Below are 24,928 nucleotides of genomic sequence, written 5' to 3' on the forward strand. Positions count from 1 at the left end.
CTCGGCCGCCTACTGCCCGGCAGTCTCGGCGGACTCGGCGGACTCGGCTTCCTCGGTCTGCGCGACATAGTCCCTGACGTATCCCTTCAGGACGACGTCCACAAGCAGCCGGCCCGCCTCGACCTCTTCCGGCGGCCGTCGTTCGCGTCGTACCGCCGTCGTCGACGCCGCCGCCGCCGCCGCGCGCTGCGGACGGCCGGACCTGGTGGAGGCGCCGGCGCCCGGGCCGCGTCGTCCTCTCTCCTCGATGAAGATCGGGCCGTCGTCCAGGGGAATGAACCCCCCCATGGCGTCGAAGGTACCCCCGACCGGCGCATAGGTGGCGGCTCCTCGTGCACCGGGCCCCGAACGGGAGCCGATCAGGGCCGAGACCGCGCTGCCCGTGAGCACTTCCCCGGTCGTGCCCTCCTGACGCTTGGCGCCCAGCGACACCTCCGAGCGACGCTTCATGGACACCGTGGTGACCGCCACGGGCACCTCGCACTCCAGGAGCTTCCCGATGACCATCGGTAGGTTCCGGTATTCAATGGCGAACTCGAACTCGAAGGCGATCGGCTGGAACATGGTGGCGTCATCGGCCGACAGAAGCCGATCCGGCCGTCCGCCGAAGGTAAAGCTCTTCAAGGTCGGAATGACGTCGCTGTCGCGGTTGACCTTGATCATGGCCTGCAGCAGGTAACGCTGCACCCAGTAGCGTTTCGTCTCTGCCCGCCGGATGTCGGGCGTCGGGTAGTCGTCGCCCAACGTTGCGCTCACCACCACGGTCTGCGGCGCAATGGGGAAGTTCGCCTGCACGTCCTCCTCGAGCCGCCTCATCTGATAGTCATAGACGTCCTTCCACTCGTGCGCCGCCACCGGTCGGATCTCACCGTTCCTGTCGGGTATGTGCTGCTCGAGCAGCTTGCCCTTCTCGGCGAGCAGCTCATTGGCCATCCTCAACTGTTCCTCATACTGCTTCTGGGCCTCGGCCACCGCCTGCACGTCCAGGGGACTGCGGATGTCGGACTTGGTGCTGAACGACTTGGCGCGCTGCACCTTGCTCTGAAAATCGGACGCTTCCCTGGCGCTCGTCTCCCGGGCGTCCCGGTACCACACCCCCAGGACGACGCCGCTGACCACCACGAGGAGGCCGAGCGCGATCCAGAACTTCATACGTCTGATCATGTCCATCGCTTCCATGCCTCCCTGGGGTGCACCCGGACACCGGCAACGGCCGCCGGCAGCGACTCACCTCCGGCGCCGTCGCGTCGTCGTCGTCTCAGCCGCAGCGTCTTCCTGAACGGCCTGGCCGGCCGGTCCCACGTTGACGATGGCATAGCCCTCGAACCCGGCAAACCGCTGCACGCCGTCCCCGGCCTCGTCCAGACGCGCCAGCGTCTCCTCGTCGCGGTAGATGTTGATGAGACTCCCAACCTGCACGACTTCCGTAAACGCCGGCTTGGCGTCATCGGGGAACTGCGCCTTGCGCAGGTTCTCGAAGACCTGCGTCTCGATGTAGCGCGGGTCAAGCTGCTTGCTCTCGCAGACGAACCGCAACACGAGGCGCGACTGCAGCGACGAGACGGGTTCCACCTGCGCTGCCGCTGCGGGCCCGCGCGGCCCGGCCGTCCCGCGTGACGACGCCGACGTCCGCGGTCCCTCCGGCCCCGACCGCCCGCGCGGGGCCATGCTCTCATAGCCCGCGTCGCGCGCCGCCTGTTCCTCAGCCATCTGTTGCGCGACCATCTGGCGGCCCCTTTCCTCTTCCAGCCGAGCCATCTCGGCAGCGAACGCGAGCTGCTCCTCATCCCCGACGAGCGCGCCCCTGACGCCTGTACTCCTGCCGCCGCCTGTGGACGCTCCGCCTGCAACCGCAACATACCGGCGGGTCGCCGTGCCCCAGTCGGCGATGGGGCTCAGGCCCCGCGCCAGCGTCATGGGCTCGACCCAACTGAACTGCTGGGCGACCAGGTAGACGTCCGGCGGCAGCATCTCGGCGAACGCCGGCAGCAGATGCAGGTAGAGATCCCGCGGGATCTCGGCCCTGGCCAGGGAATTGAGCTTGTTCTCCAGCGACTGCACGGCCTCGGCCTGGGCCCGGAACTGCTTCTCTATGTCCTCGGCCCTCTGGACGGCCTGGAAGTCCAGGCCCTGGTTGGCCCGTGCGACCTCCTGAGCATGCACCTGCTCGCCCACGGACAGGATGACGGCGACGATCAAAACGGCCACGGCGGCGGCCAGCAGCCACGGCTTCTTGGCGGCGACGGCGCCGGCCATCGCCAGTTCCTCGGGGACCATGTTGATGTGCAGGCGTGCGTCGCCCGCGCCCTGAACCAGCAGGCCGAGCGCGGGGCAGAACCCCGGCACGGCGGCGCGCACCGCGTCCCTCTCCAGCGACGGGGCGAATCGGATGCGGCTCAGGTCCCGGATGGTCTTCACCTCGCACTGGAGGCTGGCGGCCAGCATGTCGGTCAGGCCGGGCAGCTCCATCGTGCCGCCCAGCGCCAGCACGCGGTCGAACTTCACGTCGCGGGCCAGGCTCTTGTAGTAGCCCAGGGACCTCTGCACCTCGTTGGCCAGGTCCTCGAAGACCGGCTGCAGGATGCGCAGCACGCGTGCCTTGTGCCCGCTGCGCGCCACGCGGCGCTTGACCGTCTCCGCCTCGGGCGTGCCGACGCCGAACTGGGACGTCAGCGCACTGGTGAGATCGCCGCCGGCGACCAGGAGGGTTCGCACCCAGAACCGGGGCGGGTTCAGCACCAGCACGTCGGTCGTGGCCGACCCCACGTCGACCACGACACACGGCTCGTCGGCCAGCCCCTCGTAGTGCAGCAGGTTATAGGCGGCCAACGGGGCGTTCTGCACCACGCGCAGATTCCCGCGCCACGGTTCCAGGAGGCCCATCAGTTCGGCCACACGCTCCCTCTTGAGCGCGAACAGGCCGACCTCGACCTCCTCGCCGATCTCGATCTGGTCCGGGTCCTTGACCGGTTGCCAGTCCCAGACGACGTCGCTGATGTCGAAGGGGATCTGCTGGCGCGCCTCGTAGCCGATGATCTCGTCCATGCGCTCGAGCACGGGCGGCAGGTTGATGAAACGGCTGAAGACCTCGCCGCCGGAGACGCAGACACACAGATCGTCGCGCGGGCCGATCTCGTAACGGGTCCCGAAGGCAACGATGCCCGCCCTGTGCTTCTCGATCGGGGACGCGTCGTAGCCACAAGGGAGGTCGCCGTATGAGATGGTGTCCATCACGTCGACCGTGATGGCGCCCGACTTCTTGTCGTGGCTGGCACGGGCAACCTTCAGCGCCCAGTCGCCCAGGTCCAGACTCCATATGACTTTTGCCATCTAACCCTCGCCTCCTTGTGGCAATTGCGCGCGTATCATAGCCAAACGCCTATGGACTGTCAAGCCGACCGTTCAGAACGACCTCGCAGCGATCCGCCAGATCCTGCACACTGCAACATTCGGCGTCCACCCACGTCAGGTCGGGGAAGTGCGAGAACCACGTCATCTGGTGCTTGGCGTAGCGGCGCGTCTTGCGTTTGATCCGCTCGACAGCCTCCGCAGCGGTGCACCGGCCGGCATGGACGGCCAGGAATTCCTTGTAGCCAAGCGCCTGTCGCGCCTGGGGCCCCAGGCGCCCGCGCAGGGATTCCACCTCGGCCGGCAGCCCCCGCGCCATCATCCGGTCGACCCGCCGGTCGATCCGCGCGTAGAGCTGCTCGCGGGGCCAGCGCAGCCCCACCATCCGATGCGGCACGCGGGGAGGGCCGGCGAACTGGTCCTGCCCGGCGCTGATGGGACGCCCGGTCAGCCCCGTGTACTCCAGCGCACGCGTCAGCCTTTGTACATCGTTGGGATGAATCCGGCCCGCCGCGTGAGGGTCCCGTTCGGCCAGCCGCCGGTGCAGGCCCTCGGATCCCTCGGCGGCCAGGAGGCGCTCCAGCTCGGCCCTGAGCGAGCCGTCCCGCCCCGGGCCGTCCAGCAGACCCCAGAGAAGCGCCTTGAGGTACATCGGCGATCCGGCCACCAGGAGCGGCCGCCGGCCGCGCGCCCACACGGCCTCCATGGCCTCCCGCGCCATCCGGCAGAATCGTCCCACGTTGCATGGCTCCTCCGGCTCAAGAACGTCAATCATATGATGCGGCACGGCGGCCATCTGTTCCATCGAGGCCTTCGCGGTGCCGACGTCCATGCCGCGGTAGACCTGCATCGAGTCCACCGAGACGATCTCCACCGGATGCCGGCGCGCCAGTTCCAGGGCCACCTCGGTCTTGCCGCTCGCCGTCGGGCCGGTCACGACCCAGCAGGGCTCCGGGCCGATGCGATCCGCCGCCGGTGCCGAATCCGTCACGGCCTTCCTCCGGGCTCGATGCGTTGACACCCGCGCGCGGCGCTTCTATAATCGCGCCGCACCGCCGACGGCGGGCCCGCGCCCGCCCCGGCGCCCCCGCACGGGGCCCGCCCCGAACGGACTCGAACGAGCCGGGAGCCGCAACCATGCCCGAACTGACCGTCGGCGTCGACCTGGGAGGCACGAACATCAAGGTGGGTCTCGTCACCGACCGGGGCGAGATCGTGCACCGCCACCGCGTGACCACCGAGTCGCAGCGGGGCCCGGAGGCCGTTGCCGAGCGCATCTGCGGGGCCTGCCGCGACCTGCTGGCGGCGGCCGGCTCGGCCGCCGACTCGGTGCGCGGGGTCGGCGTCGGCAGTCCCGGCACGATCGACATCGCCAACGGCGTGGTACTGTTCTCGCCGAACCTGGTGGGCTGGCACGACATCCCGCTGCGCGGGCTGATCGAGGACGGCCTGGGCATGCGGTGCGTGATCGACAACGACGCGAACGTCGCCGCGCTGGCCGAGCAGTGGGTGGGCGTCGGCCAGGGAGCCGGCTCCCTGGTGCTGCTGACGCTCGGCACGGGCATCGGGGGCGGCATCGTGCTGGACGGCCGCATCTGGCACGGCGGCCGGGGCGTGGCCGGCGAGGTCGGCCACATGAGCATCCACCCCGACGGGCCGGTCTGCGGCTGCGGGAACCGCGGCTGCCTGGAGGCCTATGCCAGCGCCACGGCCATGGTGCGGCGCATGCGGGAGACGATCGCGGCGGGCACGCCGACCGTCCTGGCCGAGCACGCGGACGAACTGACGGCGGCGCGGATCCACGCGGCCGCCGTCGCCGGCGATCAGGCCGCCCGCGAGAACATCGAGCAGACGGGCCGCTACCTCGGCCTGGGCGTCTCGAACCTGATGCATATCCTCAATCCCGAAGCGGTTGCGTTCAGCGGGGGCGTCACGGCCGCCGGCGAGATGCTGCTGGACCCCGTGCGCCGCGAGGTGCGTTGGCGCACGCTCGAGGCCAGCCGCCGCGACGTGCGCATCTCGCTCTCCGCCCTGCCCGAAGACGCCGGGCTGATCGGGGCCGCCCGCTGCTTCATGCTGGCGTAGCGGGCGGTTCGGCGCCGTCGACCCCGCGCTGCGCCGCCGCACGGTCCAGGTGGCGCTGCAGGATGATCTGCGCCGCCATCCGGTCCACGTCGGCGCGGCGGGTGCGCATGCCCGCGCCCATCTCCGAGAGCGCTCGGTGGGCCTGGGCGGTCGTCAGACGCTCGTCCATGGTCGTCACGTCCACGTGCGGCAGACGGCGCCGCAGGCGCTTGGCGAACCCGCGCACCTTGCGCGCCTGAATGCCCTCGGTCCCGTCCATCTGCAGGGGCAGGCCGACGACGATCCGCCCGACCTCCCGCTCGGCCACCAGGCGGGCGATCTCCTCGATCACGTCCTCGCCCTGCCCGATGGTCGGCAGCGGGTGCGCGGCCACCTCCAGTTCGTCGCTCAGCGCGGCCCCGATCCTGCGCTCGCCGTAGTCCAGCCCCAGTACCCTCATCGCGCCCCGTCCTGAACGTGTCGTGTGCCCGCCATTCTACGCGAGAACACCGCACAGGTCACGGGCGGACGCGGTCGGGCAACCGCCGGGCAACGGGCGGGCGACGAGGCCCCGGCGCCCCGGCCCCGGCCCATTTCAAGAAAAAGGGCCGGAGGGCGGGAATCCGCCGAAACCGGCCGACAGATGTTCCCCTGCCATATATAGGCCCCTGCAAGCCGCCGCCCTGCAGCATCCGTCATGCGCGGGCGTTCGGGCGGCCCGTCCCGCGGGGCGGACGCGGAGGCCGGCGGGATGCCGAAGAAAACCCGAAAAAACGACCTTGACAGCCCGAACAGCGCCGAGTAGTATCTGAGCGCTCAACTCAAGTAGGTGTGAGCCGACTCTGACGTTACGGCATGGATATCAGGGACTTGAGTCAAGAGACTCGAAAACAGCCGGGTGGAAATGGGCATGAACGAGTCAGCAATGGGTGGCGCTGAGCGATCAACGGGAAACGGCAGGGACCCCGGCATGGTGCGGCTGTTCGGCTATCAGGAGGTCCTCAGCCTGGACGCCCGCGGACGGTTCCGCCTGCCGGACGAGTTGTCGGGGCTGCTCTTCCGCGAACTCGGCCGCGCCTCGCGTTCGGCCGGCGCCTCGGCCGCCCCGGCCGCCTACGAGCGACTGGCCTTCTACTTCGTGCCCGGCACGCGGCGGCGCATCTTCCTGTACCCCACGCCGAACATCGACCTGGCGGTGCGCAGCTTCGAGCAGCCGCCGGCCGGCATGCCGCCCGAAGTCGTCCGCCAGGCGCGCGACTACTTCTACAACCACATGCGATTCGTGGACGCCGACAAGCAGAACCGGCTCCTGATCCCGGAGGCCCTTCGCCGGCATGCCGAGATCGGCGAGCAGGTGCAGCAGATAGCGCTCGTGGCGCAGAACTACTGGCTCACGCTGAGCCGCAGCGAACTCGTCGAGAAGGAGATGGCGGAGAACCTGGGCGCCTTCGAGCAGGTCGCTGCCGACCTGCTGGACCCGGTCTGCAGGCCCACGCGGGGGTTCGTTCCGCCCGAACCCGAGAGCGACCGGTGACTATGCGGCGGCCTGGCGTGCATGGACGGGATGGACTATGCCTCTCGTTGTCCCACAGTGTCGGACTATGGTCGAGCATGAGCACAACAACGCGCCGGTCGGCCCCGTCCTGCACCGCCCCGCCATGGTGGCCGAAGTCCTCCGGGTGCTCGCCCCGGCGCCCGGAGAGGTCGCCCTGGACCTGACCGTCGGCACCGGCGGGCACTCGGTCGCGCTGGCACGCGCCCTCGGCCCGGACGGGCTGCTGGTCGGCATCGACGCGGACCCCCGGGCGCTGGAGGTGGCCCGTTGCCGTCTTGCCGGGGAGGCCGCCTGCCGGTTCGAGCTTCACGCCGGGCGGTTCGGCCAGGTCCCCGCGACCGTCGCCCGGACCGGCGCATCGGCCTTTGACTGCGTCCTGGCCGACCTCGGCGTGGGCACCCATCAACTGGACGATCCCGCGCGCGGCTTCGCCTTCGAGTCCGACGCGCGTCTCGACATGCGCTTCGACCCGTCGGCCGGCCCTTCGGCCTGGGAGGTCGTCAACTCCCTCCCGGAAGAAGGGCTGGCCGACGTCTTCTACCGGCTCGGCGAGGAACGCCACAGCCGTGCCATCGCGTCGGCCGTCTGCCGCCGGCGCCGGGAGCGCCCGATCGACACGCCCGCCGAACTCTCGGACCTGGTCAAGGGAGTGGTCGCCCGCCGCACGCCGCGCCGGCACACGTGGCGCATCCACCCGGCCACGCGCGTCATGATGGCCCTGCGCATCTACGTGAACCGGGAGATGGAGGAGCTGGACGCCCTCCTGGACGCCCTGCCCGGGCTGCTGCGTTCCGGCGGGCGCGCGGCCGTGCTGACCTACCACAGCCTGGAGGCCCGGCGCGTCAAGCAGGCATGGCGCCGCCAGGCGCAGGACGGGCTCCTGACGTTGCTGACCCGATCGCCCCTGCGCCCGACCGAGCAGGAGCAGGCCGAGAACCCGCGGGTGCGAAGCGCGCAGTTGCGCGCGGCCCGGAAGCTATGAGGTGCAGGATGACACCGATCCGCGTGACGGCAATCATCTTCCTGGCCACGGCGCTCGCCCTGGGCGTCGTCTGGCAGAACGCCCGCATCCGGCAGGTGGGCTACGAGCTGTCGGCGCTGAACGGGCGCCTGGCCGAGCAGCGCGCCGAGCTGGCCATCCACAAGGCGCATCTGAGCAAGCTGAAGAGCCCCCAGCGCATCGTGGCGCTGGTGGAGTGGCTGGGGCTGGACCTGCAGGAGCGGCCCGTGCCGCTGCCGCCGCGTCCGGACGGCGCCGGCACGCCGGCCGACGTGCCGGCCGACGAGGCCGAACGGGCCGTCGCCGCCCTGTCGATGCCATAGGAAGGAACGCCGGGTCGCGATCACACATGGGGAACGCGCACGCAGACAGAAGCGCCGTGGGGGACGAGGGCCGGGCGGGCCGCGGGCTCCGGATCCGGGCGGGCGCCGCCATGGCCCTGGTGCTGGTCGCCTTCCTGCTGCTGGCCGGCCGCCTGGGGCAGATGCAGATCAGCCAGGGGGCCGAATACCGCCGGCTGGCCGACCAGCAGCAGATGCTGGACCGTGAACTGGCGGCATGGCGCGGCCGCATCCTGGACAGCCGCGGCCGGCTTCTGGCCTCCACGGTGCAGCGCTGGAGCGTCTACGCGGACCCGCAGGCTATCGCGGACCCGGACGGCGCCGCCGTCCTGCTCGGCAGCACCCTGGACCTGCCCGTCGGACGCCTGCGCGAGCGGCTCGCACGTGATCGCTCCTTCGTGTGGATCAAGCGGCAGGTGACCGAGCGCGAGGCGGACGCGGTGCGCGGGCTGGCCCTGCCCGGCATCCACATGCGCCGCGAGAGCAAGCGCCTCTATCCGCAGGGGCGCCTGGCTGCGCACGTGATCGGGTTCACCGACATCGACGGGCGCGGCCTGGCCGGCATCGAGGCCCGCATGGACGCACTGCTGCGGGGCCGCCCGGGCAGCGAGTCCGTCCTCTGCGACGGCGGACGCCGCATCATCTGCCCGCCGGCCGGGAACCGCACGCGCGAGCCCTTCGACGGGTTCGACGTGCAGTTGACGCTGGACGCCTACGTGCAGGCCATCGCCGAGGAGGAACTGGCCGCCGCCGTGCGCAGCCACCAGCCGGAATGCGCGACCGCGCTGGTGATGGACGTGCTGGACGGGTCGCTGCTGGCCATGGCGTCCTGGCCGGACTTCGACCCGCAGGCGCCGGCCGACAGCCCCGTGCGCAACCAGCGGAACGTGGCCATCTGCGACGCCTACGAGTTCGGCTCGTCGTTCAAGCCCGTGGTGGCGGCCCTGGCCCTGGAAGACGGCACCGTGCGGCCCGAGACCACCTTCGACTGCCACCAGGGCCGGTGGCGCATCGGCCGGCGCACCCTGAACGACGTCCACGCCTACGGGCTCCTGACGGTCAGCGACATCCTCTGCCATTCCAGCAACATCGGCATGGCGCAGGTCAGCATGGCGCTGGGCCTGGAGCGCCTCTACGCCGGCATCCGGCGCTTCGGCTTCGGCCGCCCCACCGGCATCGCACTCCCGGGCGAGTCCGGGGGCATCATGCGGCCGTTCCGCACGTGGAACGACTACAGCGTCGTGAGCGTCTCGTTCGGGCAGGAGCTGGCGGTGACCGCCCTCTCGCTCGTGCGCGCCTTCGCGGCGCTCGCCAACGGCGGGCGGCTCCCCCAGCCCCACATCGTCCGGTCCATCCGGCACACGACCACCGGCCGGGAGATCTACTCCGCCTCGGGCGCCCTCGGGGCCACGCACCCCGTCAGTGCCGCCACGTCCGGCCAGGTGCTGACGATGATGCGCCGGGTGGTCGAGGAGGGGACGGGCCGCCAGGCCATCAGCGCGGAGTATGCGCTGGCGGGCAAGACGGGCACCGCGCAACTGCTGACGGAAGACGGCCGCGGCTACAGCAACTCGCGCCATCTGTCCACGTTCGTTGCGGTCGGGCCGGTGCCCGACTGCCGCATCGCCGTGCTCGTCACGCTCAAGGCGCCGACCAGGCACGGCTACTACGGGGGCACCGTGGCGGGCCCCGCCGTGCGGAACATCTGCCTGCGCACGCTCAGGCACCTGCGCGTCCCGCCGAGCGAGCCCTCCCCCATCCTGGCCTTGGGAGCGCACCCATGACCCAGACGGCAGAGCCGCCCCGCGCAGTGAGGCTCAGCGACCTGCTGGCCGTCCTGCCCTCCATCCGCATCCGCCCCGCCGCAGACCCGGCGATCACGTCGCTGACGAACGACTCGCGGGCGGTCGGCCCGGGCGCCCTGTTCGTCGCGGTGCGGGGCACCAGGGCCGACGGGCACACGTTCATCCCGCAGGCCGTCGCGCAGGGCGCGGCCGCCGTCGTCTGCCAGGAGGCCCCCGCGGCGGCGCCCGAATGCCCGATCGTGATCGTCCAGGACGCCCGCCTGGCCCTCAGCGCGCTGGCCGACCGCTTCCACGGCTGCCCCACCGACACGCTGACGGTGACCGGCATCACGGGCACCGACGGCAAGACGAGCACGACCGAGATCCTGCGGGCCATCTTGAACACCGCCGGCCGCCCGGCGGGGTCCGTCGGCACGCTGGGCTACTGCATCGGCGGGCGGTGGACGGACTCCGACCTGACCACGCCCGACCCGATCGCGCTGCACGCGGCCTTCGCCCGGATGGCGGCCGCCGGCATGACGCACGCCTGCATGGAGGTCAGCAGCCACTCGCTGATCCAGCACCGCGTGGCGCACGTCGACTTCCGCGTGGCCGTGCTGACCAACATCACGCGCGACCACCTGGACACGCACGGCACGCGCGCGGACTACGCGCGCGCCAAGCGCATCCTGTTCGAGATGCTCGCGCCGGGCGCCGTCGCCGTCCTGCCCGCCGGCGGCGAGTTCACGGAGGACTTCCGGGCCTCCACCGCCGCCGAGGTGCTCACCTACGGCATGGACGGGCTGGCGGACGTGACCGGCCGGATCGTCTCGCTCGACATGCGCGGCATGGAGCTGGACGTGCGCACGCCGTTCGGCGCCTGCCGGGTGTGCACGCAACTGGTGGGCAGCTTCAACTGCCTGAACATCCTGGCGGCCGCCGCGGCGGCGTTCGCCCACGGGATCGACGGCGAGGCCGTCCGGGAGGCCCTGGCGGGCTTCCCCGGCGTGCCCGGCCGCCTGGAGCGCATCCACGTGCCCGGCCGCGCCGATCTGCCGGCCGTCTGCGTGGACTACGCCCACACGCCGGCCGCCCTCCAGAAGGTGCTCGGCGTGCTGCGCCCGCTGGTCGGCGGCCGGCTCGTCTGCCTGATCGGCTGCGGAGGCGACCGCGACACGACCAAGCGCCCGATCATGGGCGACACCGCCGCGTCCATGGCCGACGTGGCCGTGTTCACGGCCGACAACAGCCGCAGCGAACGCACCGAAGACATCATCGCCCAGATGGCCGCCGGCGTGCAGCGGCGCGACGCCGAAGTGCACGTCGAACCCGACCGCCGCCGCGCCATCCGGCTCGCCATCTCGCTGGCCGGCACGCCGGCCTCCATGGTCGCCCTGTGCGGCCGGGGCTGCGAACGCTACCAGAAGATGGCCGGCCTGAACATCCCGTTCGACGACCGGGAAGTCGCGCGCGACATCATGCAGAGCATGCCTGTGCGCCGCCGCTTGAGCGCCTGAGACCCCGCACGATGAGGAGCAGACGACTGGACAGCGCGGAGAACAGATCGGCCCGCTTCACCGCCGGCGAGATCGCGCACGCGTGCGCGGGCGAACTGGCGGCCGGCGACGCCGCAACGCCCGCCTGCGGGGTGGCCACCGACACGCGCCGCACCGTCCGGGGCCGTGCGTTCTTCGCCCTGGTGGGCGAGCGGTTCGACGGGCACGACTACCTGGGGCAGGCCGTCGCGGCCGGGGCCCGGGTCCTGGCCGTGCAGCATGTCCCCGACGGATGGCGGGCGCCGAAGGGCGTCGCCGTGGTGCGGGTCCGCCGCACGGCGTGCGCGCTGTTGGCGCTGGCGGGCCACTACCGCCGCTCGCTGCGCGCGCGGGTGGTCGCCATCACCGGCAGCTACGGCAAGTCCACCGTGAAGACCATGCTCGGGGCCATCCTCGCGCACGCCGGCCGGTGCACGGTCGCCCCGGCGAGCTTCAACAACCGCATCGGCGTGGCCCTCTCGCTGCTGTCCGCGCGCACGGACGACGATTACGTCGTCCTGGAGATGGGCACCAACCACCCGGGCGAGATCGACGAGCTGGCCGCCGCCGCCCGGCCGGACGTGGGCGTCGTGACCGCCATCGGGGAGGTCCACCTGGACGGCCTGGGCAGCCTGCAGGGCGTCGTGGAGGCCAAGGCCGAGCTGATCGGCCATCTGAACCCCGCCGGCACGCTCGTCCTGAACGCCGACGACCCGCGCTGCCTGTCCATGGCGCCCCGGTTCGCCGGGCGGATCGCCACCTACGGCACGCATCCGTCGGCGGACGTGGCGGTCACGAACGTCGATCGCGACGGGTCCGGATGGGCGTTCGAGGCGCTGGGCCGGCGCTGCCGGCTGGCCTCGGGGGCCTGCCACGACGTTCTGAACGCGGCCGGCGCCCTGTGTGCGGCCGCCGCGCTCGGGGTGCCCGCCGGCCAGGCGGCTCTGGCCGGCGTGGCCCGGCCGCCGATGCGCTACGAGCGGATCGAGCTGGCCGGCGTGACCTTCATCCGCGACTGCTACAACAGCAACCCGCCCGCCCTCCGGGCCGCCCTGCGCAGCTTCCTTCTGGAGCCCGCAATCGGCCGCCGGGCCGTCGTCTGCGGCGACATGCTCGAGCTGGGCCTGCACGCCGGCCGGCTGCACAGGGAGCTCGGGGCGGACCTGGCCGCCTCCGGCGCGGACATCGTGGCGGCGGTCGGGCAGATGGCCCTGGAGTTCGTGGCCGGCTGGTGCACGAAGGCCCGCCCCGGGCAGCGCGCGTTCCGCTTCGCCTCCGCCGAGGAGGCCTGGCTGCCCCTGTGGCGGCAACTGCGGCCGGGCGACATGGTCCTGCTGAAGGGCTCGCGCGCCCTGCACCTGGAGACGATCACGGACGCCATCGCCGCCCACCTGGCGCAGCGCAGAAAGGAGGCCGTCGCCTGATGCTCGCCCGACTGCTCAGCGAGTACTCCCGGGCCGGCGGCCCCGGCGTTCGGGCGGCCGCGGCGGCCCTCACCGCCCTGCTGATCTGCCTGGCCGCCGGGCAGCCCGTCATCGCCTGGCTGCGCGCGCGGAAGCTGGGCGAGAAGACGGAGAAGACGCCCATCGACGACCCGGCCCTGCGCGCGCGCATCGCCGCCAAGAGCGGCACCCCCACGATGGGCGGCGTGCTCATCCTCGGGGCGCTGGTCGTGTCGTGCGCCCTGTGGGCGGACCTCGCGGAGACGGGCGTCCTGGTCGCGCTTGGGACCGCGCTGGCCCTGGCCGTGCTGGGCGCCGTGGACGACCTGCAGAAGCTGCACGGGACGGGACGCGGCCTCTCGTCGCTCCGGAAGCTCTCCTGGCAGATCCTCATCGGGCTCGGCGCCGGCCTGGCACTGGCCGGACACGTGCGGGGCACGGCGGCGGCCGGCGCCCTGCTCTCGCCGCCCTGGGCGCTGCTGGGCCGGGCGGCCGTGCCGGCCCTGGCCGTCTGGGGCGCCGTCTTCGTGGCCGGCATGAGCAACGCGACGAACGTGACCGACGGCATGGACGGATTGCTGAGCGGGCTGGCGGCCCTGGCCTCGACGGCGCTGGCGGCCGGTTGCCTGATCGCGCACCGCGCGGGGATGGCCCAGGCGGCCGAGCCGGCCGTCTTCTGCGCCGCCATGGCGGGGGCGTGCGCGGGCTTCCTGTGCCACAACCGCCACCCTGCCCGCGTGTTCATGGGCGACACGGGCGCCCTGGCCATCGGGGGCGGGCTGGCCGCGGCCGCCGTGGCCGCCCGGCTGGAGGCACTGCTGCTGGTGGTCGGGGCCGTGTTCGTGATCGAGCTGACGTCCTCGGGGCTGCAGATCGCGTCCATCCGGCTTCTGCACCGGCGCGTGCTGCCGATCGCGCCGGTGCATCACGTGTTCCAGCGCCGGGGCGCGGCCGAGCCGCGCATCGTTCTGGGCTTCCACCTCTGCGGGTTGGCAGCCGCCCTGGCGGGGCTGGGCCTGCTCTGGTTCTGACTCTTGGGAGACGGGCACACGATGCACGACGCAGACGACATCGCGGCCGAAGCGGTCCAGGCCCGCCCGTCGGCGTTGCAGCTCCCGAGCGCGCGCATTGCGCTCCTGGCGATCGCGCTCTCCTGCTTCGGCCTCGTCATGGTGGCCAGCGTGGCCGGGGTCGACGGCCTGGTGACGGCCGCCCTGAAGCGCCTGATCGTGACCGCCCTGGCCCTGGGGGCCCTCGCAGTGGGCGCCTGCACGCCCTACCAGTGGTGGCGTCGCCACAACTGGCTGGTGCTGGCCGCGAGCGGCGCGCTGCTGGTCCTCGTGTTCGTGCCGGGCCTGGGCATGACGCTCAACGGCGCCCGCCGGTGGCTGAACCTGGGGCTGCCGGTCGGCTGCCAGCCGTCCGAGTTCGCCAAGCCGGCCCTCTGCATCTGGGTGGCCGCCTACTGCGAACGCAACGCGCATCGCATGCGCCACGCCATCTACGGCTTCCTGCTGCCCATGGCGGTCGTGGGCGCCACCACCCTGCTGATCCTGGCCGAGCCGGACTTCGGCACCGCCGCGCTGGCGGGCGCCGTCTGCACGACCGTTCTGCTCGTGTTCGGGATGCGTCCGGTCTTCCTGCTCATGGCGCTGGCCGCCGCGATGCCCTTCCTGCAGAAGCTCATCTTCGAGGTGCCCTACCGCTACCAGAGGATCGTGGCGTTCATGGACCCGTGGAGCGACCCCCGGGGCAGCGGATACCAGCTCATCCAGTCCAAGATCGCCGTCGGCTCCGGCGGCCTCTGGGGCCGGGGCCTCGGGGCCGGGCTGCAGAAGGCCGGGTTCCTGCCGGGGGCGGACAACGACTTCATCTTCAGCGTGGTGGCCGAGGAACTCGGGCTGGTCGGCAGCCTGGCCGTCATCTGCCTGCTGGCGGGGCTGCTCTGGGAATGCTCGAAGGTCATCCTGCGCGCCCGCGACCCCTTCGGGTTCGCCCTGGCGCTGGGGCTGTCGTGGCTGCTGGGCATGCAGGCGGCCGCGCACATCGCCGTCGTCACAGGGACGGTGCCCACGAAGGGACTGAGCCTGCCGTTCGTGAGCGCCGGCGGCTCGTCGCTGATCGCCAGCATGGCGGCCGCCGGCATCCTGGTGAGCATCGCCCGCTCGCAGGAAGCCCCGGGACGCCATCCGCTGGCGGCCTGGTCCGAGGACGTGCCCCTCTACGAACGGGCCGTGCGCCGCGCGCTCGGCGGCCTCGGCGGCGTCTGCCCCCAACCGCTGGCCCGGTTCCTCGAGACCGCAGAGGTGCGCTGAGATGACGACCATCCCCCGTGCCGATGGCCTGCGCGTCCTGTTCGCCGGCGGCGGCACCGGCGGCCACCTGATGCCGGGGGCCGCCACGGCCCGGGCGCTGCAGGAGCTGGTGCCGGGGGCCGCCTCGCTGTTCCAGATGACCCACCGCAGCGCGGAGCGTTCCTGCCTGCCCGCGCTGGCCGGCTGTCGCACCGCCCGCATGGGCGACCTGCGATGGGCCGGGCCGGCCGGCAAGGTCCTCTGGCCTGCGCGCGCCGGGGCGGCGCTCTCGCGAACGCTCGACGTGCTGCGCGGCTTTCGGCCGCACGTCGTCGTCGGCCTGGGAGGCGTCAACTCCGTCCTGCCCGTGCTCGTCGCACGCACCCTGGGCATGCGCACGGCCGTCCTTGAATCGAACGCCCTGCCCGGCCGGGCCGTGCGTGCACTGGCGCCCGTCTGCGACTGCGTGCTGCTGCACTGGCCGCAGGCGGCCGCCGGCTTGCGCGCGCGCCGCACGGTGCTGACGGGCAGCCCGGTGCGCCCCGAGGTCCTGGCCGGCGACCGCCGGGCGGCCCGGCGGCGCCTGGGCCTCTGCCCGCTCCGACCCACGCTGCTGGCCATGGGCGGCTCGCAGGGCGCCCTGGCGCTCAACGAGGCCCTGCTGAGCGCGCTGGGGCTCGTGCGCGCGGGCGGCGCGGACGTGCAGGTGCTCCACCTGACCGGCGCGGGCCTGCTGAACGGCACCCGGGAGCGCGCCGCACGGATGGGCCTGACCGGCTACCGCGCCGTCGGGTTCATGGAGCGCATGGCCGATGCCTACGCGGCGGCGGACGTCGTACTGGCGCGCGCCGGCGGATCGACGCTGGCGGAACTGACCGCGCTGGGCCTGCCGGCCATCCTGGTGCCCTACCCCTACGCCACGGACGGGCATCAGGTCGCCAACGCCGAGGCGGCGGCGGCAGCCGGGGCGGCCGTCGTCATCCCGCAGTCCGCGCTGACCGCGCAGTCGCTGGCGGACGCCATTCTGGCCCTGGTCCGAGACGATGCGCGCCGCGGCCGCATGGCCGCATGCGCGCGGCGGATCGGCCGGCCCCGGGCTGCCCGCGCCGCGGCGCTGCACCTGGCCGCACTGGCGGGCGTCGCCCCGCAGGCACGGCCCATCCGGCCGTCAGACGACACAACCATCCACAGACCACTGATCGCAGCCTGAAGGAGACAGAATCGATGAAATGGGAGGGAGGAGGCACGCCCAACATGACGAACGAGCACTGGCACTTCATCGGCATCCTGGGGACGGGCATGCGGGGCATGGCGACCTACGCGGCCGAGTGCGGCGCCCGGATCACCGGCTCGGACGTCCACCCGGCCCCCGCCGCGCAGGCCCTGGCCCGCTGCGGCATCCGCGTCAGCCTGCAGCAGGAGGGCCGCTCGCTGGAGCCGGACACGAACCTGGTCGTCGTCAGCCAGGCCATCGCCGACGACAACCCGGAACTCGTCGAGGCCCGGCGTCGGGGCCTGGAAGTCGTGCGGTACCCGGAGATGCTCGGGCGCCTGATGGAACGCCAGACGGGCATCGCCGTGGCCGGCACGCACGGCAAGAGCACCACCTCGTCCATGATCGCCTACATCCTGCAGCAGGCCGGGCTGGACCCCAGTTACGTGATCGGGGCGGACGTGCCTCAGCTCGGCGGCGGGGCGCATTACGGCTCCGGCCCGCACATGGTGGCGGAGGCCTGCGAGTACAAGCGGTCCTTCCTGTGCCTGGCGCCGAAGATTGCCGTCATCACCAACGTCGACGCCGACCATCTGGACTACTACTACGACATGTGGGACATCCGGGAGGCCTTCGCGGCCTTCGCGGGCTCGGTCGGCGGGGACGGCTCTCTGGTCGTCAACGCCGACGACAAGAACGCCAGCGCCATCGCCCGGGAGATGGGCGGCCGCCCCATCACGTACGGCATCAATGATAAGAAGGCGACCTACCGGGCCGAACGCCTCTGGCGCGCCAAGGTTCACAGCAACTTCGACCTCGTCTGCCGCGGCAAGCGCATCGACCGGTTCGCCCTGCGGCTCTACGGCACCCACAACGTCTCCAACGCCCTGGCCGCCATCGCCGTCTGCCACCAGGCCGGCGTGGACTTCCCGGTCATCAAGGACGCGCTGGAGGGGTTCGAGGGCGTCGCCCGGCGCCTCCAGTTGCTCGGCACCCCCTGGAACGTGCCGGTGATCAGCGACTACGCCCACCACCCGAAGGAGATCATGGCCAGCGTCGCGGCCACCCACCAGCGGTTCCCCAAACAGCGCGTGTTCGTCGTCTTTCAGCCGCATCAGTTCTCGCGCACGCGCAAGATGCTGGCCGAACTGGCCGAGTCCTTCCGCTCCTGCTGGGTGACGTACGTCTGCGACATCTACGGAGCGCGCGACTCCAGCGCCGACCGCGCGTCCGTCAGCGCACTGGACCTGGTACGGCAGATGAACCACACGGGGCTGCTGGCCCACTACGTGCCCGAGTTCCGCGACGTCGAGCAGATCATCGTCGCCGACGTGGTCCCCGACGACATCGTCCTGGTCATGGGGGCAGGCGACGTCTTCCAGGTCGCCCACAACATCATCCCGCGCATCGAGGAGAAGGGCCGCCGCCAGATCGCGGCCTGATCGACATGGCACGGACGCCGGCACTGCACGCTCTGACCACGTTCCGCATCGGGGGAACCCCGGTGCACTACTACCGGCCGCGCACGCTCGAGGACCTGCGGGCGGCGCTGGACGACTGCCGTCGCCGCCGTCTCCCCTGGCGTCCGCTCGGAGGCGGCTCCAACGTGCTGGTCGACGAGGGCCCCCTGCCGTTCGCCGTGATCCACGTCCTCCGGCCGGGCTTCGCCCGATTCGACCGACTCGGCCCGGACCTGGTGCGCGTCGGGGCCGGCATGCTGACCGCCCGGCTGCTGGCGCGCTGCCGCCGGGACGGCCTGGGCGGCCTGGAGTTCCTGGCCGGCCTGCCCGGCACCGTCGGCGGGGCCGTGCGCGGCAACGCCGGAGCCTGGGGCTCCGAGACGGCCGACGTGCTGGCGCGCGTGCAGCTCGTGCACCCGGACGGAGCGGCCGAGTGGCGCCCCGGCGCGTCGCTTCGCCGCGGCTACCGCTGCATGGACGTCGGCGGCGCCATCGTGACGGCCGTCGAGCTGAACGTCCGCCCCTGCGCGCCGGAACAGGTGCGCCGGATCGCCGACGAGTACCTGCGCAGACGCACGGAGCGGCAGCCGGGCGGCGCCCCCAGCGCCGGGTGCATCTTCAGGAACCCCGAGGGCGACTCCGCCGGCCGCCTGCTGGACCTCTGCGGGCTGAAAGGCCGGCGCGCCGGCGACGCCGAGGTCTCCGATCGACACGCCAACTTCATCCTGAACCGCGGCCAGGCCACCGCCTCCGACGTTCTGGCACTCATCGGCACGATGCGTCAAGCCGTCCGCAGCCGTTTCCGCCTGGAACTCGAGATGGAGGTCGAACACTGGGCCGGCGAGCCGATCGCCGCCTGAGTGGCCGGATCTGACGCCAGCCGGAGAAGAACAATGAACAGACAACAGAGACTGCGGGTGGCCGTCCTGATGGGCGGCCCCGGCGGCGAACGCGCCGTGTCCCTGAAGAGCGGCCGGGCCGTGGCCGACGCCCTGCAGCGACGGGGCCACGCCGTCCTGAGCTACGACGTCACAGGCCGCGCACTGCCCGGCCTGGCCGAACTCCAGCCGGACGTGGCCTTCCTGGCGCTGCACGGCGCCTTCGGCGAGGACGGAACCGTCCAGCAGATGCTCGACGAACTCGGGATCCCCTACACGGGAAGCGGCCCGGAGGCCAGCCGGATCGCGATGGACAAGGTCGCGGCCAAGCAGGCGTTCCGGCGCAGTGCCATCCCCACGCCCGAGTACCTGGTCCTCGAGCCCGACGCGTCGGTGCGCGCGGCGCAGACGGCCGTCGAGGAACTGGGCTACCCCGTCGTGTGCAAGCCCGCCGCGGGCGGGTCCAGCCTGGGGGTGAGCATCGTGCGCCATCCGAACGAGCTGGCCGCGGCCGTCGACGAGGCGCGGCCCCACGGGGGCACCATCCTGATCGAACGCTACGTCCGGGGCCGGGAGTTCACCGTGGGCATCCTCGAAGGAGAGGCGCTGCCCATGATCGAGCTCGTGGTCCGGCGGCCCTTCTTCGACTACAGCGCAAAGTATGAGGACGAGGGGACGCACTACGTCTGCCCCGTCGCCCTGCTTCCGACTCTCTACCGCAAGGCGTGCCGGGCCTCGGTCGATGCCTATGAGGCCCTCGGCTGCCGGCACATGGCCCGCGTGGACCTGCTCCACGGCTACGACGGCTCGCTGACCGTGCTGGAACTGAACAGCATCCCGGGCCTGACGCCCCGGAGCCTGCTGCCGATGGCCGCAGAGCACGCGGGCATCGAGTTCCCCGACCTGTGCGAGACGATCGTGCGGGCGGCGCTGCGCGACGCCGCCGTCCGGGCGCCCCGTCGTCTCTCGGCCTGAGGCGGATCGAGCCATGGCGAAGAAGGCACGAGCCAAGAAGAGCAAGGCCGCGAAGTCCCGGAGCGGGCCGGCCTTTGTGCTCCAACTCCTGTGGAAAACCGCCGTGGGGCTGCTCGTGCTGGCCGGGCTGGCGGCCGGCGGGTGGTTCGGCGTTCGGACGGCGTGGGGCGCACTGGCCGAGCGGCCCGAGTTCCAGATCGCGGGGTTCGACCTCGACGACTGCCCGCCCTGGGTGCGCGGGGCTGCGATGGGCCGGCAGCTCCGTGAGGCGCTGCGCGGCGAGCCCTGTGGGCGGTCGGTCCTGGACCCGGAGGTCGCCGAACTGGTCGCCGCGCGACTGGGCGCAAGCCCGTGGGTCCTCCGCGTCGACGCGGTCCGGCGGCGCATGCCCGACCGCCTGCACATCGCTCTGACATTCCGCAAACCCGCCGGCATCGTGTGGCTGAACGCCAAGCGCTACATGGTCGACCGGGACGGGCACTGGCTGCCGGACGACCTCTTCCAGCAGCCGGCCGAATGGGCCGACGTGCAGCTGCCCGTCATCGAGGACCGGCGGTTCAGCCAACACCCCTGCTGGAACGCACCGTGGAACGGGCCCCGGTTCGCCGTGGGTGCCCGCCTCACGGACTTCTTCCTCCACAACGGCCTCCTGGAGCGGCTCCACGTCTCCACGATCGACGTCGCCGGCGTCGGCCGCGGCGCGTCCCAGCCCGACATCGTCCTGATCGTTCCGTGGACGCGGGACGACGGCACACCGGCCGAGACCAGGGTGCTCTGGGGGCAGTCGACGCAGTACCAGGGGCTGGACGGAGTCGAGGCGCCCCTGCTGGCGACCTCCGACCAGGAAAAGCTCCACAAACTGCTGGCGCAGGTGGCCGTGCGGCCCGGGTTGAGGCACCTGGCGCACGTCGACCTGCAATACCGGGGGCAGGCGGCCTTCCTCCCGGCCGAATGACCGCCGCGCACGGTGCATGTGACCTCCTTCGCCTCCCCCCCGCCGGCGGGCGCGTTCCGCGCACGGCGCCGGTTGGCCGGCCGCGGCCGCCGGGCGGCAAGCGTCCGTGCACGTGCCCGTGCCGCCCCGCCGGGCACCGGCGCCGCCACACGGCTGGAGGGGCACGCTCGGTCGTGCCCGCCTCCGTCGCCTTCGCCGACACGCGCCCGCCGTCGCCGGACGACCCGGAGGCCGGATGCCCCCGGCACTGCCGGCGAGACGCCGGCGCTACCAACTGGACGGGCGCACGCCCCCATGCAGAAGAAGTGTCCAGCACGGAACCCCGTGCCATATCTTGACAGTGCGTAACAATTTGCGGTATAAGAATTTCCCTCACACCTGCGGCGGGCCGGCGAGGCATCCTGCATTGCATCGTGCCCACGGCCTTGCGTATAATGCCGCTCGGTTGACTTTGTGGACGTCGCGGGAAGACTGGCTTCCGAGAGACCTGCGGACAGGCACCGGCCCCGACCATGCACGGCAAACTGATACCGCTCAAAGGCGCCGAGCACACCGAGGTCATTGAGTTGAGCACCGAATGCCCCGTGGTGTTCGGCCGCGGCGAGTCCTGCACGGTGCGCCTGAGCCAGGGCAGCGTCTCCCGCCGTCACTGCCGGATCGCCCACAAGCAGGGGTTCTTCACCGTCGAGGACCTCGAGAGCAGCAACGGCACGTGGGTCAATGACCACCGGGTCCGCAAGGCCCTCCTGTTCCACCACGATCGCATTGCGATCGGCGACGCCGAGTTCCGCTTCGTGCTCGAAGACACGCCCCGCCAGGACGAGGCGGTGATCCTGACCGGCGACACCGACACACCGCCCTTCGGAACCGAGGTCCGGGCGCCCGCCGGGCCGGCTGCCTCGGGCTCGCCCCTCGGCAAAGGAACCGGCGGCGACGACCCGTCCATCGAGGAAGACATCGAGCGCCATCTGTCGGCCGTCTGCCGGGTGATCGACAGCGTCGCCGAGGAACGCAACCTCGACCGCCTGTTCGCCGCCATCATGGACAACGTCATGGAGGTCATGGGCGCGGACCGCGGCTACCTGATCGCGGCCCGGGAACTCAACGGCGTCCTGATCCCTCTGCTGTGCCGCTACAGGGAGGGCCTTCCGGCGGCGGCGCGCAACAGCTTCAGCCGCAGCATCGTCGTCGAATGCCACGCCACGGGCGACTCGATCCTGCGGTCGGCACCGGCGGACCGCGTCGACGCCAGCCTGAGCGTCGTCTCCCAGGGGATCCGCAGCGTCCTGTGCTCCCCCATGCGGGACGGCGAAGGAGCGGTCGGCTTCCTCTACGTCGACAACGTCGTCGGCTCCCGGGAGTTCACCGAACGCGACCTGAAGGTGCTGGCGGCCATCGGCAACCAGGCGGGCATCGCCGTCCGACGCGCCCAGCTCGCCCACCAGGTCGAGACCGTCTTCGGCGACGTCATGCGGTCGGTCCTCCGCCTTGTCGAGTTCAGGGACAGCTACACCTGCGGGCACTGCGAGCGCGTGACGGCCCTGGCCCTGTGCATCGGCGGGCTGATGCCCGAAAGCCGCCCCGACCGCCGCACCATCGAGATCGCCGGCATGCTGCACGACGTGGGCAAGCTGGCCGTCCAGCTCGACGTCCTGCAGAAGCCCGACAGCCTCACGGAGTCCGAGTACGAGACCGTCAAGCAGCACCCCGCCGCCGGGGCGGCCATCCTGAGCAGCGTCGACAACGCGGCCGAGATCGCCAGCGCGATCCGCCACCACCACGAACGCTGGGACGGCACCGGCTACCCGGACGGGCTGGCCGGGGAGGACATCCCGCTGGTGGCACGCCTCCTGGCCCTCGCCGACGCCTTCGACTCGATGGCGACCGAACGCCCCTACAAGTCCGCGCTGCCCCCCGAGAAGATCCTCGGCGAACTGGACGAGGGCGCCGGCACGCAGTTCGACCCCCACCTGGTCCGTCTGGTCATGGACGCGCTGCGCACCGGGGACGCCTTCCGGGAGGAGATTCAGAGCATCTACCGCGACGAAGGCGGCATGGACCGGCTCGACGACCTGTTCCGCCGCCCGCGCCCGTCCGGGAGGCAGCGGCCCCTGGTGGACGCTTGAGGACATGACCCCTGCGAGCCCGACAGACGGCCCTGCACGCAGACCGGCCGGGGCCCTGCCGGCCCTGAGTTGCATCCTGGCCCTGCTGACCACCGGCTGCCCGCTCTTCCGACCTCGCCCCGCGCCCCCGCCGCTGCCTCCCGGCGAAGTCGTCCGCGCGGTGCGCGCCCTGAGCGAGGGGTTCCATACCGTCACCGACGGCGACATCTCCCTGTCCATCCGCACCGTCGACGAGGCCGGACGGGCCCGGCGCCTGCCCACGCTCGGCGGGGCGCTGGCATTCGACGCGCGCCTGCCCGCGCTCTGGCTCCTCACCGAGAAGCTCACGCGCACGGTCTTCCTGCTCAAGGCCGCCGGCCCCCGCTTCTGGCTCGTCTGCTATTCGACCAACGAACTCGTCACCGGCACGGAGATCGCCTACCGCAAGCTCCCTCAACTCCTGCGCCCGGACGAGGTGCGGAGCTACTTCGCCGGCCCCGAGCAGCTCGGCATCTCCTGGCCCACCGCCGAGATGGTCCTCGAACCGGCCGACTACCGCTTCGACGTCCGCGTGCTCGGCGTCCTTCGCCGGCAGGTCTTCGTGGACCGCCGACGCCTTGTGCTCAGCGGCATCCGGCGCTACGATGCGCTCGGAAGGGTGGAAACGGACCTGCGGATGGACCGCTACCGGCCGGCCGGAGACGGCCTGTTCCCCAGGCGCCTCTGGCTCGACCGGCCCCTCAACGGGGTGACCATCGAGCTGCACCTGGGCGACCCGAAGCCGAACAAGCCCCTGCCCGAGGCGACCTTCGCACCGCCGCCCCTGCTCCCGGGCTGGCGGCTGATCGACCTGGACGTGGAAGACCCGTCCGCCATCGAGTTCTTCAGGGCAGACTGAATGCACCAGGAACCAACCCCGCAGGACGGCCGCGAGGCGGCGGCCCCCTACCGTCGCCTCTACGACACGCTCTGCGCATGGAGCCTCGCGGCCGACGCCGCACGCACGGCCGAACCGGCCGCCGTGAGCGCCGATGCGCCGGAACTGGTGCGTTTCTGGCAGCGGGTCGGCGCCGTGCCGCGCACCGCATCCGCCGCACGCGGCGCCCACGTCGCACGCACGCTGGCCGACGGCCTCGGGCGGGCCACCGGGGACGGCACGGCGCGCGTCTGCGCCCTGCTGGGCCGGTTCTGTGCGGAGACCGACGGCGTCTGCCGGCGCCTGCCCCTGTGCGACGAGTGCCCCCTGCGCGAGCAGTGCCGCCAGCCCGGCCGGCGCCCGACGATGACCGACCTGCCGCCGGAGGCCCGCCCGCGTGAACGCCTGCTGGCCTGCGGCGAAGCCCACCTGAGCGACGTGGAGCTGCTGGCCATCATCATCCGCGGCGGCTCCTCGAAGGCAACGGCCCTGGACCTGGCCGCGCGCCTTATGCGCGAGTTCGGCACCTTCCGCGGGCTGGCCGCCTGCTCCCCGGCCGAGCTGATGCGCGTGCACGGCATCGGCCCGGCCAAGGCCGCCCAGATCCGCGCCGCCCTGGCCATCGCGCGGCGCTACGCCGGCGACCGCCTGCCCGCCGGCCGGGCCATCGGCGGCAGCGAGTCCCTCTTCCGCTACATGCGCGAGAAGATGTTCGGCCTCGACCGGGAGCACTTCTGCGTCCTCCTGCTCGACACGAAGAACCAGATCCTGCGCGAGGAGACCGTCTCGATCGGCTCGCTGAACGAGAGCGTCGTCCACCCGCGCGAGGTCTTCAAGACCGCCATCCGCCAGAGCGCCTCCGCCGTCGTCTTCGTACACAACCACCCCAGCGGCAATCCCGAGCCGAGCATGCAGGACCGCCGCCTCACCGACCGGCTCTGCGAGGCCGGCCGCCTCGTGGGCATCCGCGTGCTCGACCACATGATCATCGGACGCGACACCTACTTCAGCTTCGCCGAGCAGGGGCTGCTGGCTCCCGCCGGACAGTGACCGCTCGGACAGG

General features: G+C 72.0%; 21 protein-coding genes. 17 read left to right on the top strand and 4 right to left on the bottom strand.

Annotated features, from left to right (window positions below):
• Positions 1–9 precede the first annotated feature (9 nt).
• From GXY85_01240 to miaA, 3 genes are read right to left on the bottom strand one after another with little or no spacing between them, the layout of a single operon-like run.
• The gene (locus GXY85_01240) at positions 10–1,170 is read right to left on the bottom strand and encodes a hypothetical protein (protein ID NLW49454.1); all 1,161 of its coding nucleotides are present in this window, start codon (positions 1,168–1,170) and stop codon (positions 10–12) included.
• A 57-nt stretch (positions 1,171–1,227) separates the two neighbouring features.
• Positions 1,228–3,330 (bottom strand): pilus assembly protein PilM, encoded by a 2,103-nt coding sequence (locus GXY85_01245; GenBank protein NLW49455.1) that lies wholly within the window; start codon positions 3,328–3,330, stop codon positions 1,228–1,230.
• A 49-nt stretch (positions 3,331–3,379) separates the two neighbouring features.
• A complete protein-coding gene (miaA, locus tag GXY85_01250) occupies positions 3,380–4,339 on the bottom strand; it encodes a tRNA (adenosine(37)-N6)-dimethylallyltransferase MiaA (GenBank protein NLW49456.1) in 960 nt (319 codons plus the stop codon).
• 146 nt (positions 4,340–4,485) lie between these two features.
• On the opposite strand from miaA, the gene GXY85_01255 reads away from it, so the two are divergent.
• Complete coding sequence (locus GXY85_01255) at positions 4,486–5,433, top strand: ROK family protein (protein ID NLW49457.1); 948 nt, start codon at positions 4,486–4,488, stop codon at positions 5,431–5,433.
• Here the strand turns inward: GXY85_01255 and ruvX are convergent.
• Complete coding sequence (ruvX, locus tag GXY85_01260; protein NLW49458.1) at positions 5,420–5,872, bottom strand: Holliday junction resolvase RuvX; 453 nt, start codon at positions 5,870–5,872, stop codon at positions 5,420–5,422. The genes GXY85_01255 and ruvX overlap by 14 nt on opposite strands.
• 510 nt (positions 5,873–6,382) lie before the next feature.
• Between ruvX and GXY85_01265 the strand changes: the two genes are divergently transcribed.
• The 16 genes from GXY85_01265 (at position 6,383) to radC (ending at position 24,915) form a co-directional block, all read left to right on the top strand.
• Positions 6,383–6,946 (top strand): hypothetical protein, encoded by a 564-nt coding sequence (locus tag GXY85_01265; GenBank protein ID NLW49459.1) that lies wholly within the window; start codon positions 6,383–6,385, stop codon positions 6,944–6,946.
• Between the two features lie 67 nt (positions 6,947–7,013).
• Complete coding sequence (gene rsmH, locus GXY85_01270; GenBank protein ID NLW49460.1) at positions 7,014–7,949, top strand: 16S rRNA (cytosine(1402)-N(4))-methyltransferase RsmH; 936 nt, start codon at positions 7,014–7,016, stop codon at positions 7,947–7,949.
• Positions 7,950–7,957: 8 nt separating this feature from the next.
• Positions 7,958–8,290, top strand: a complete 333-nt coding sequence (locus GXY85_01275) for a hypothetical protein (GenBank protein ID NLW49461.1) — start codon at positions 7,958–7,960, stop codon at positions 8,288–8,290.
• 56 nt (positions 8,291–8,346) lie between these two features.
• On the top strand, positions 8,347–10,092 hold the full coding sequence (locus GXY85_01280; GenBank protein NLW49462.1) for a penicillin-binding protein 2: 1,746 nt from the start codon (positions 8,347–8,349) through the stop codon (positions 10,090–10,092).
• On the top strand, positions 10,089–11,609 hold the full coding sequence (locus GXY85_01285; GenBank protein NLW49463.1) for a UDP-N-acetylmuramoyl-L-alanyl-D-glutamate--2,6-diaminopimelate ligase: 1,521 nt from the start codon (positions 10,089–10,091) through the stop codon (positions 11,607–11,609). Before GXY85_01280 ends, GXY85_01285 begins: the two co-directional genes overlap by 4 nt.
• A gap of 11 nt (positions 11,610–11,620) precedes the next feature.
• Positions 11,621–13,051, top strand: coding sequence for a UDP-N-acetylmuramoyl-tripeptide--D-alanyl-D-alanine ligase (murF, locus tag GXY85_01290; GenBank protein NLW49464.1), 1,431 nt, complete (start codon positions 11,621–11,623; stop codon positions 13,049–13,051).
• A complete protein-coding gene (gene mraY, locus GXY85_01295; GenBank protein ID NLW49465.1) occupies positions 13,051–14,100 on the top strand; it encodes a phospho-N-acetylmuramoyl-pentapeptide-transferase in 1,050 nt (349 codons plus the stop codon). Before murF ends, mraY begins: the two co-directional genes overlap by 1 nt.
• Before the next feature lie 21 nt (positions 14,101–14,121).
• Positions 14,122–15,384, top strand: a complete 1,263-nt coding sequence (gene ftsW / locus GXY85_01300) for a putative lipid II flippase FtsW (GenBank protein ID NLW49466.1) — start codon at positions 14,122–14,124, stop codon at positions 15,382–15,384.
• A 1-nt stretch (position 15,385) separates the two neighbouring features.
• Positions 15,386–16,573: a UDP-N-acetylglucosamine--N-acetylmuramyl-(pentapeptide) pyrophosphoryl-undecaprenol N-acetylglucosamine transferase gene (locus tag GXY85_01305; protein NLW49467.1), complete on the top strand. Its 1,188-nt coding sequence runs from the start codon at positions 15,386–15,388 to the stop codon at positions 16,571–16,573.
• Between the two features lie 14 nt (positions 16,574–16,587).
• Complete coding sequence (gene murC / locus GXY85_01310) at positions 16,588–18,018, top strand: UDP-N-acetylmuramate--L-alanine ligase (GenBank protein NLW49468.1); 1,431 nt, start codon at positions 16,588–16,590, stop codon at positions 18,016–18,018.
• A gap of 5 nt (positions 18,019–18,023) precedes the next feature.
• The gene (gene murB / locus GXY85_01315) at positions 18,024–18,896 is read left to right on the top strand and encodes a UDP-N-acetylmuramate dehydrogenase (protein NLW49469.1); all 873 of its coding nucleotides are present in this window, start codon (positions 18,024–18,026) and stop codon (positions 18,894–18,896) included.
• 33 nt (positions 18,897–18,929) lie between these two features.
• Entirely contained in the window at positions 18,930–19,889 is a 960-nt protein-coding gene (locus tag GXY85_01320; GenBank protein ID NLW49470.1) for a D-alanine--D-alanine ligase, read from the top strand.
• 13 nt (positions 19,890–19,902) lie between these two features.
• Positions 19,903–20,844: a hypothetical protein gene (locus GXY85_01325; GenBank protein NLW49471.1), complete on the top strand. Its 942-nt coding sequence runs from the start codon at positions 19,903–19,905 to the stop codon at positions 20,842–20,844.
• A gap of 512 nt (positions 20,845–21,356) precedes the next feature.
• Positions 21,357–22,970 carry an HD domain-containing protein gene (locus tag GXY85_01330; protein NLW49472.1) on the top strand — a complete coding sequence of 538 codons (1,614 nt, stop codon included), beginning with the start codon at positions 21,357–21,359 and terminating at the stop codon, positions 22,968–22,970.
• Positions 22,971–22,974: 4 nt separating this feature from the next.
• Complete coding sequence (locus GXY85_01335) at positions 22,975–23,847, top strand: hypothetical protein (GenBank protein ID NLW49473.1); 873 nt, start codon at positions 22,975–22,977, stop codon at positions 23,845–23,847.
• A gap of 384 nt (positions 23,848–24,231) precedes the next feature.
• The gene (radC, locus tag GXY85_01340) at positions 24,232–24,915 is read left to right on the top strand and encodes a DNA repair protein RadC (protein ID NLW49474.1); all 684 of its coding nucleotides are present in this window, start codon (positions 24,232–24,234) and stop codon (positions 24,913–24,915) included.
• Positions 24,916–24,928: the final 13 nt, after the last annotated feature.

This window comes from Candidatus Brocadiaceae bacterium (assembly GCA_012728835.1).
GTDB lineage: Bacteria > Planctomycetota > Brocadiia > SM23-32 > SM23-32 > JAAYEJ01.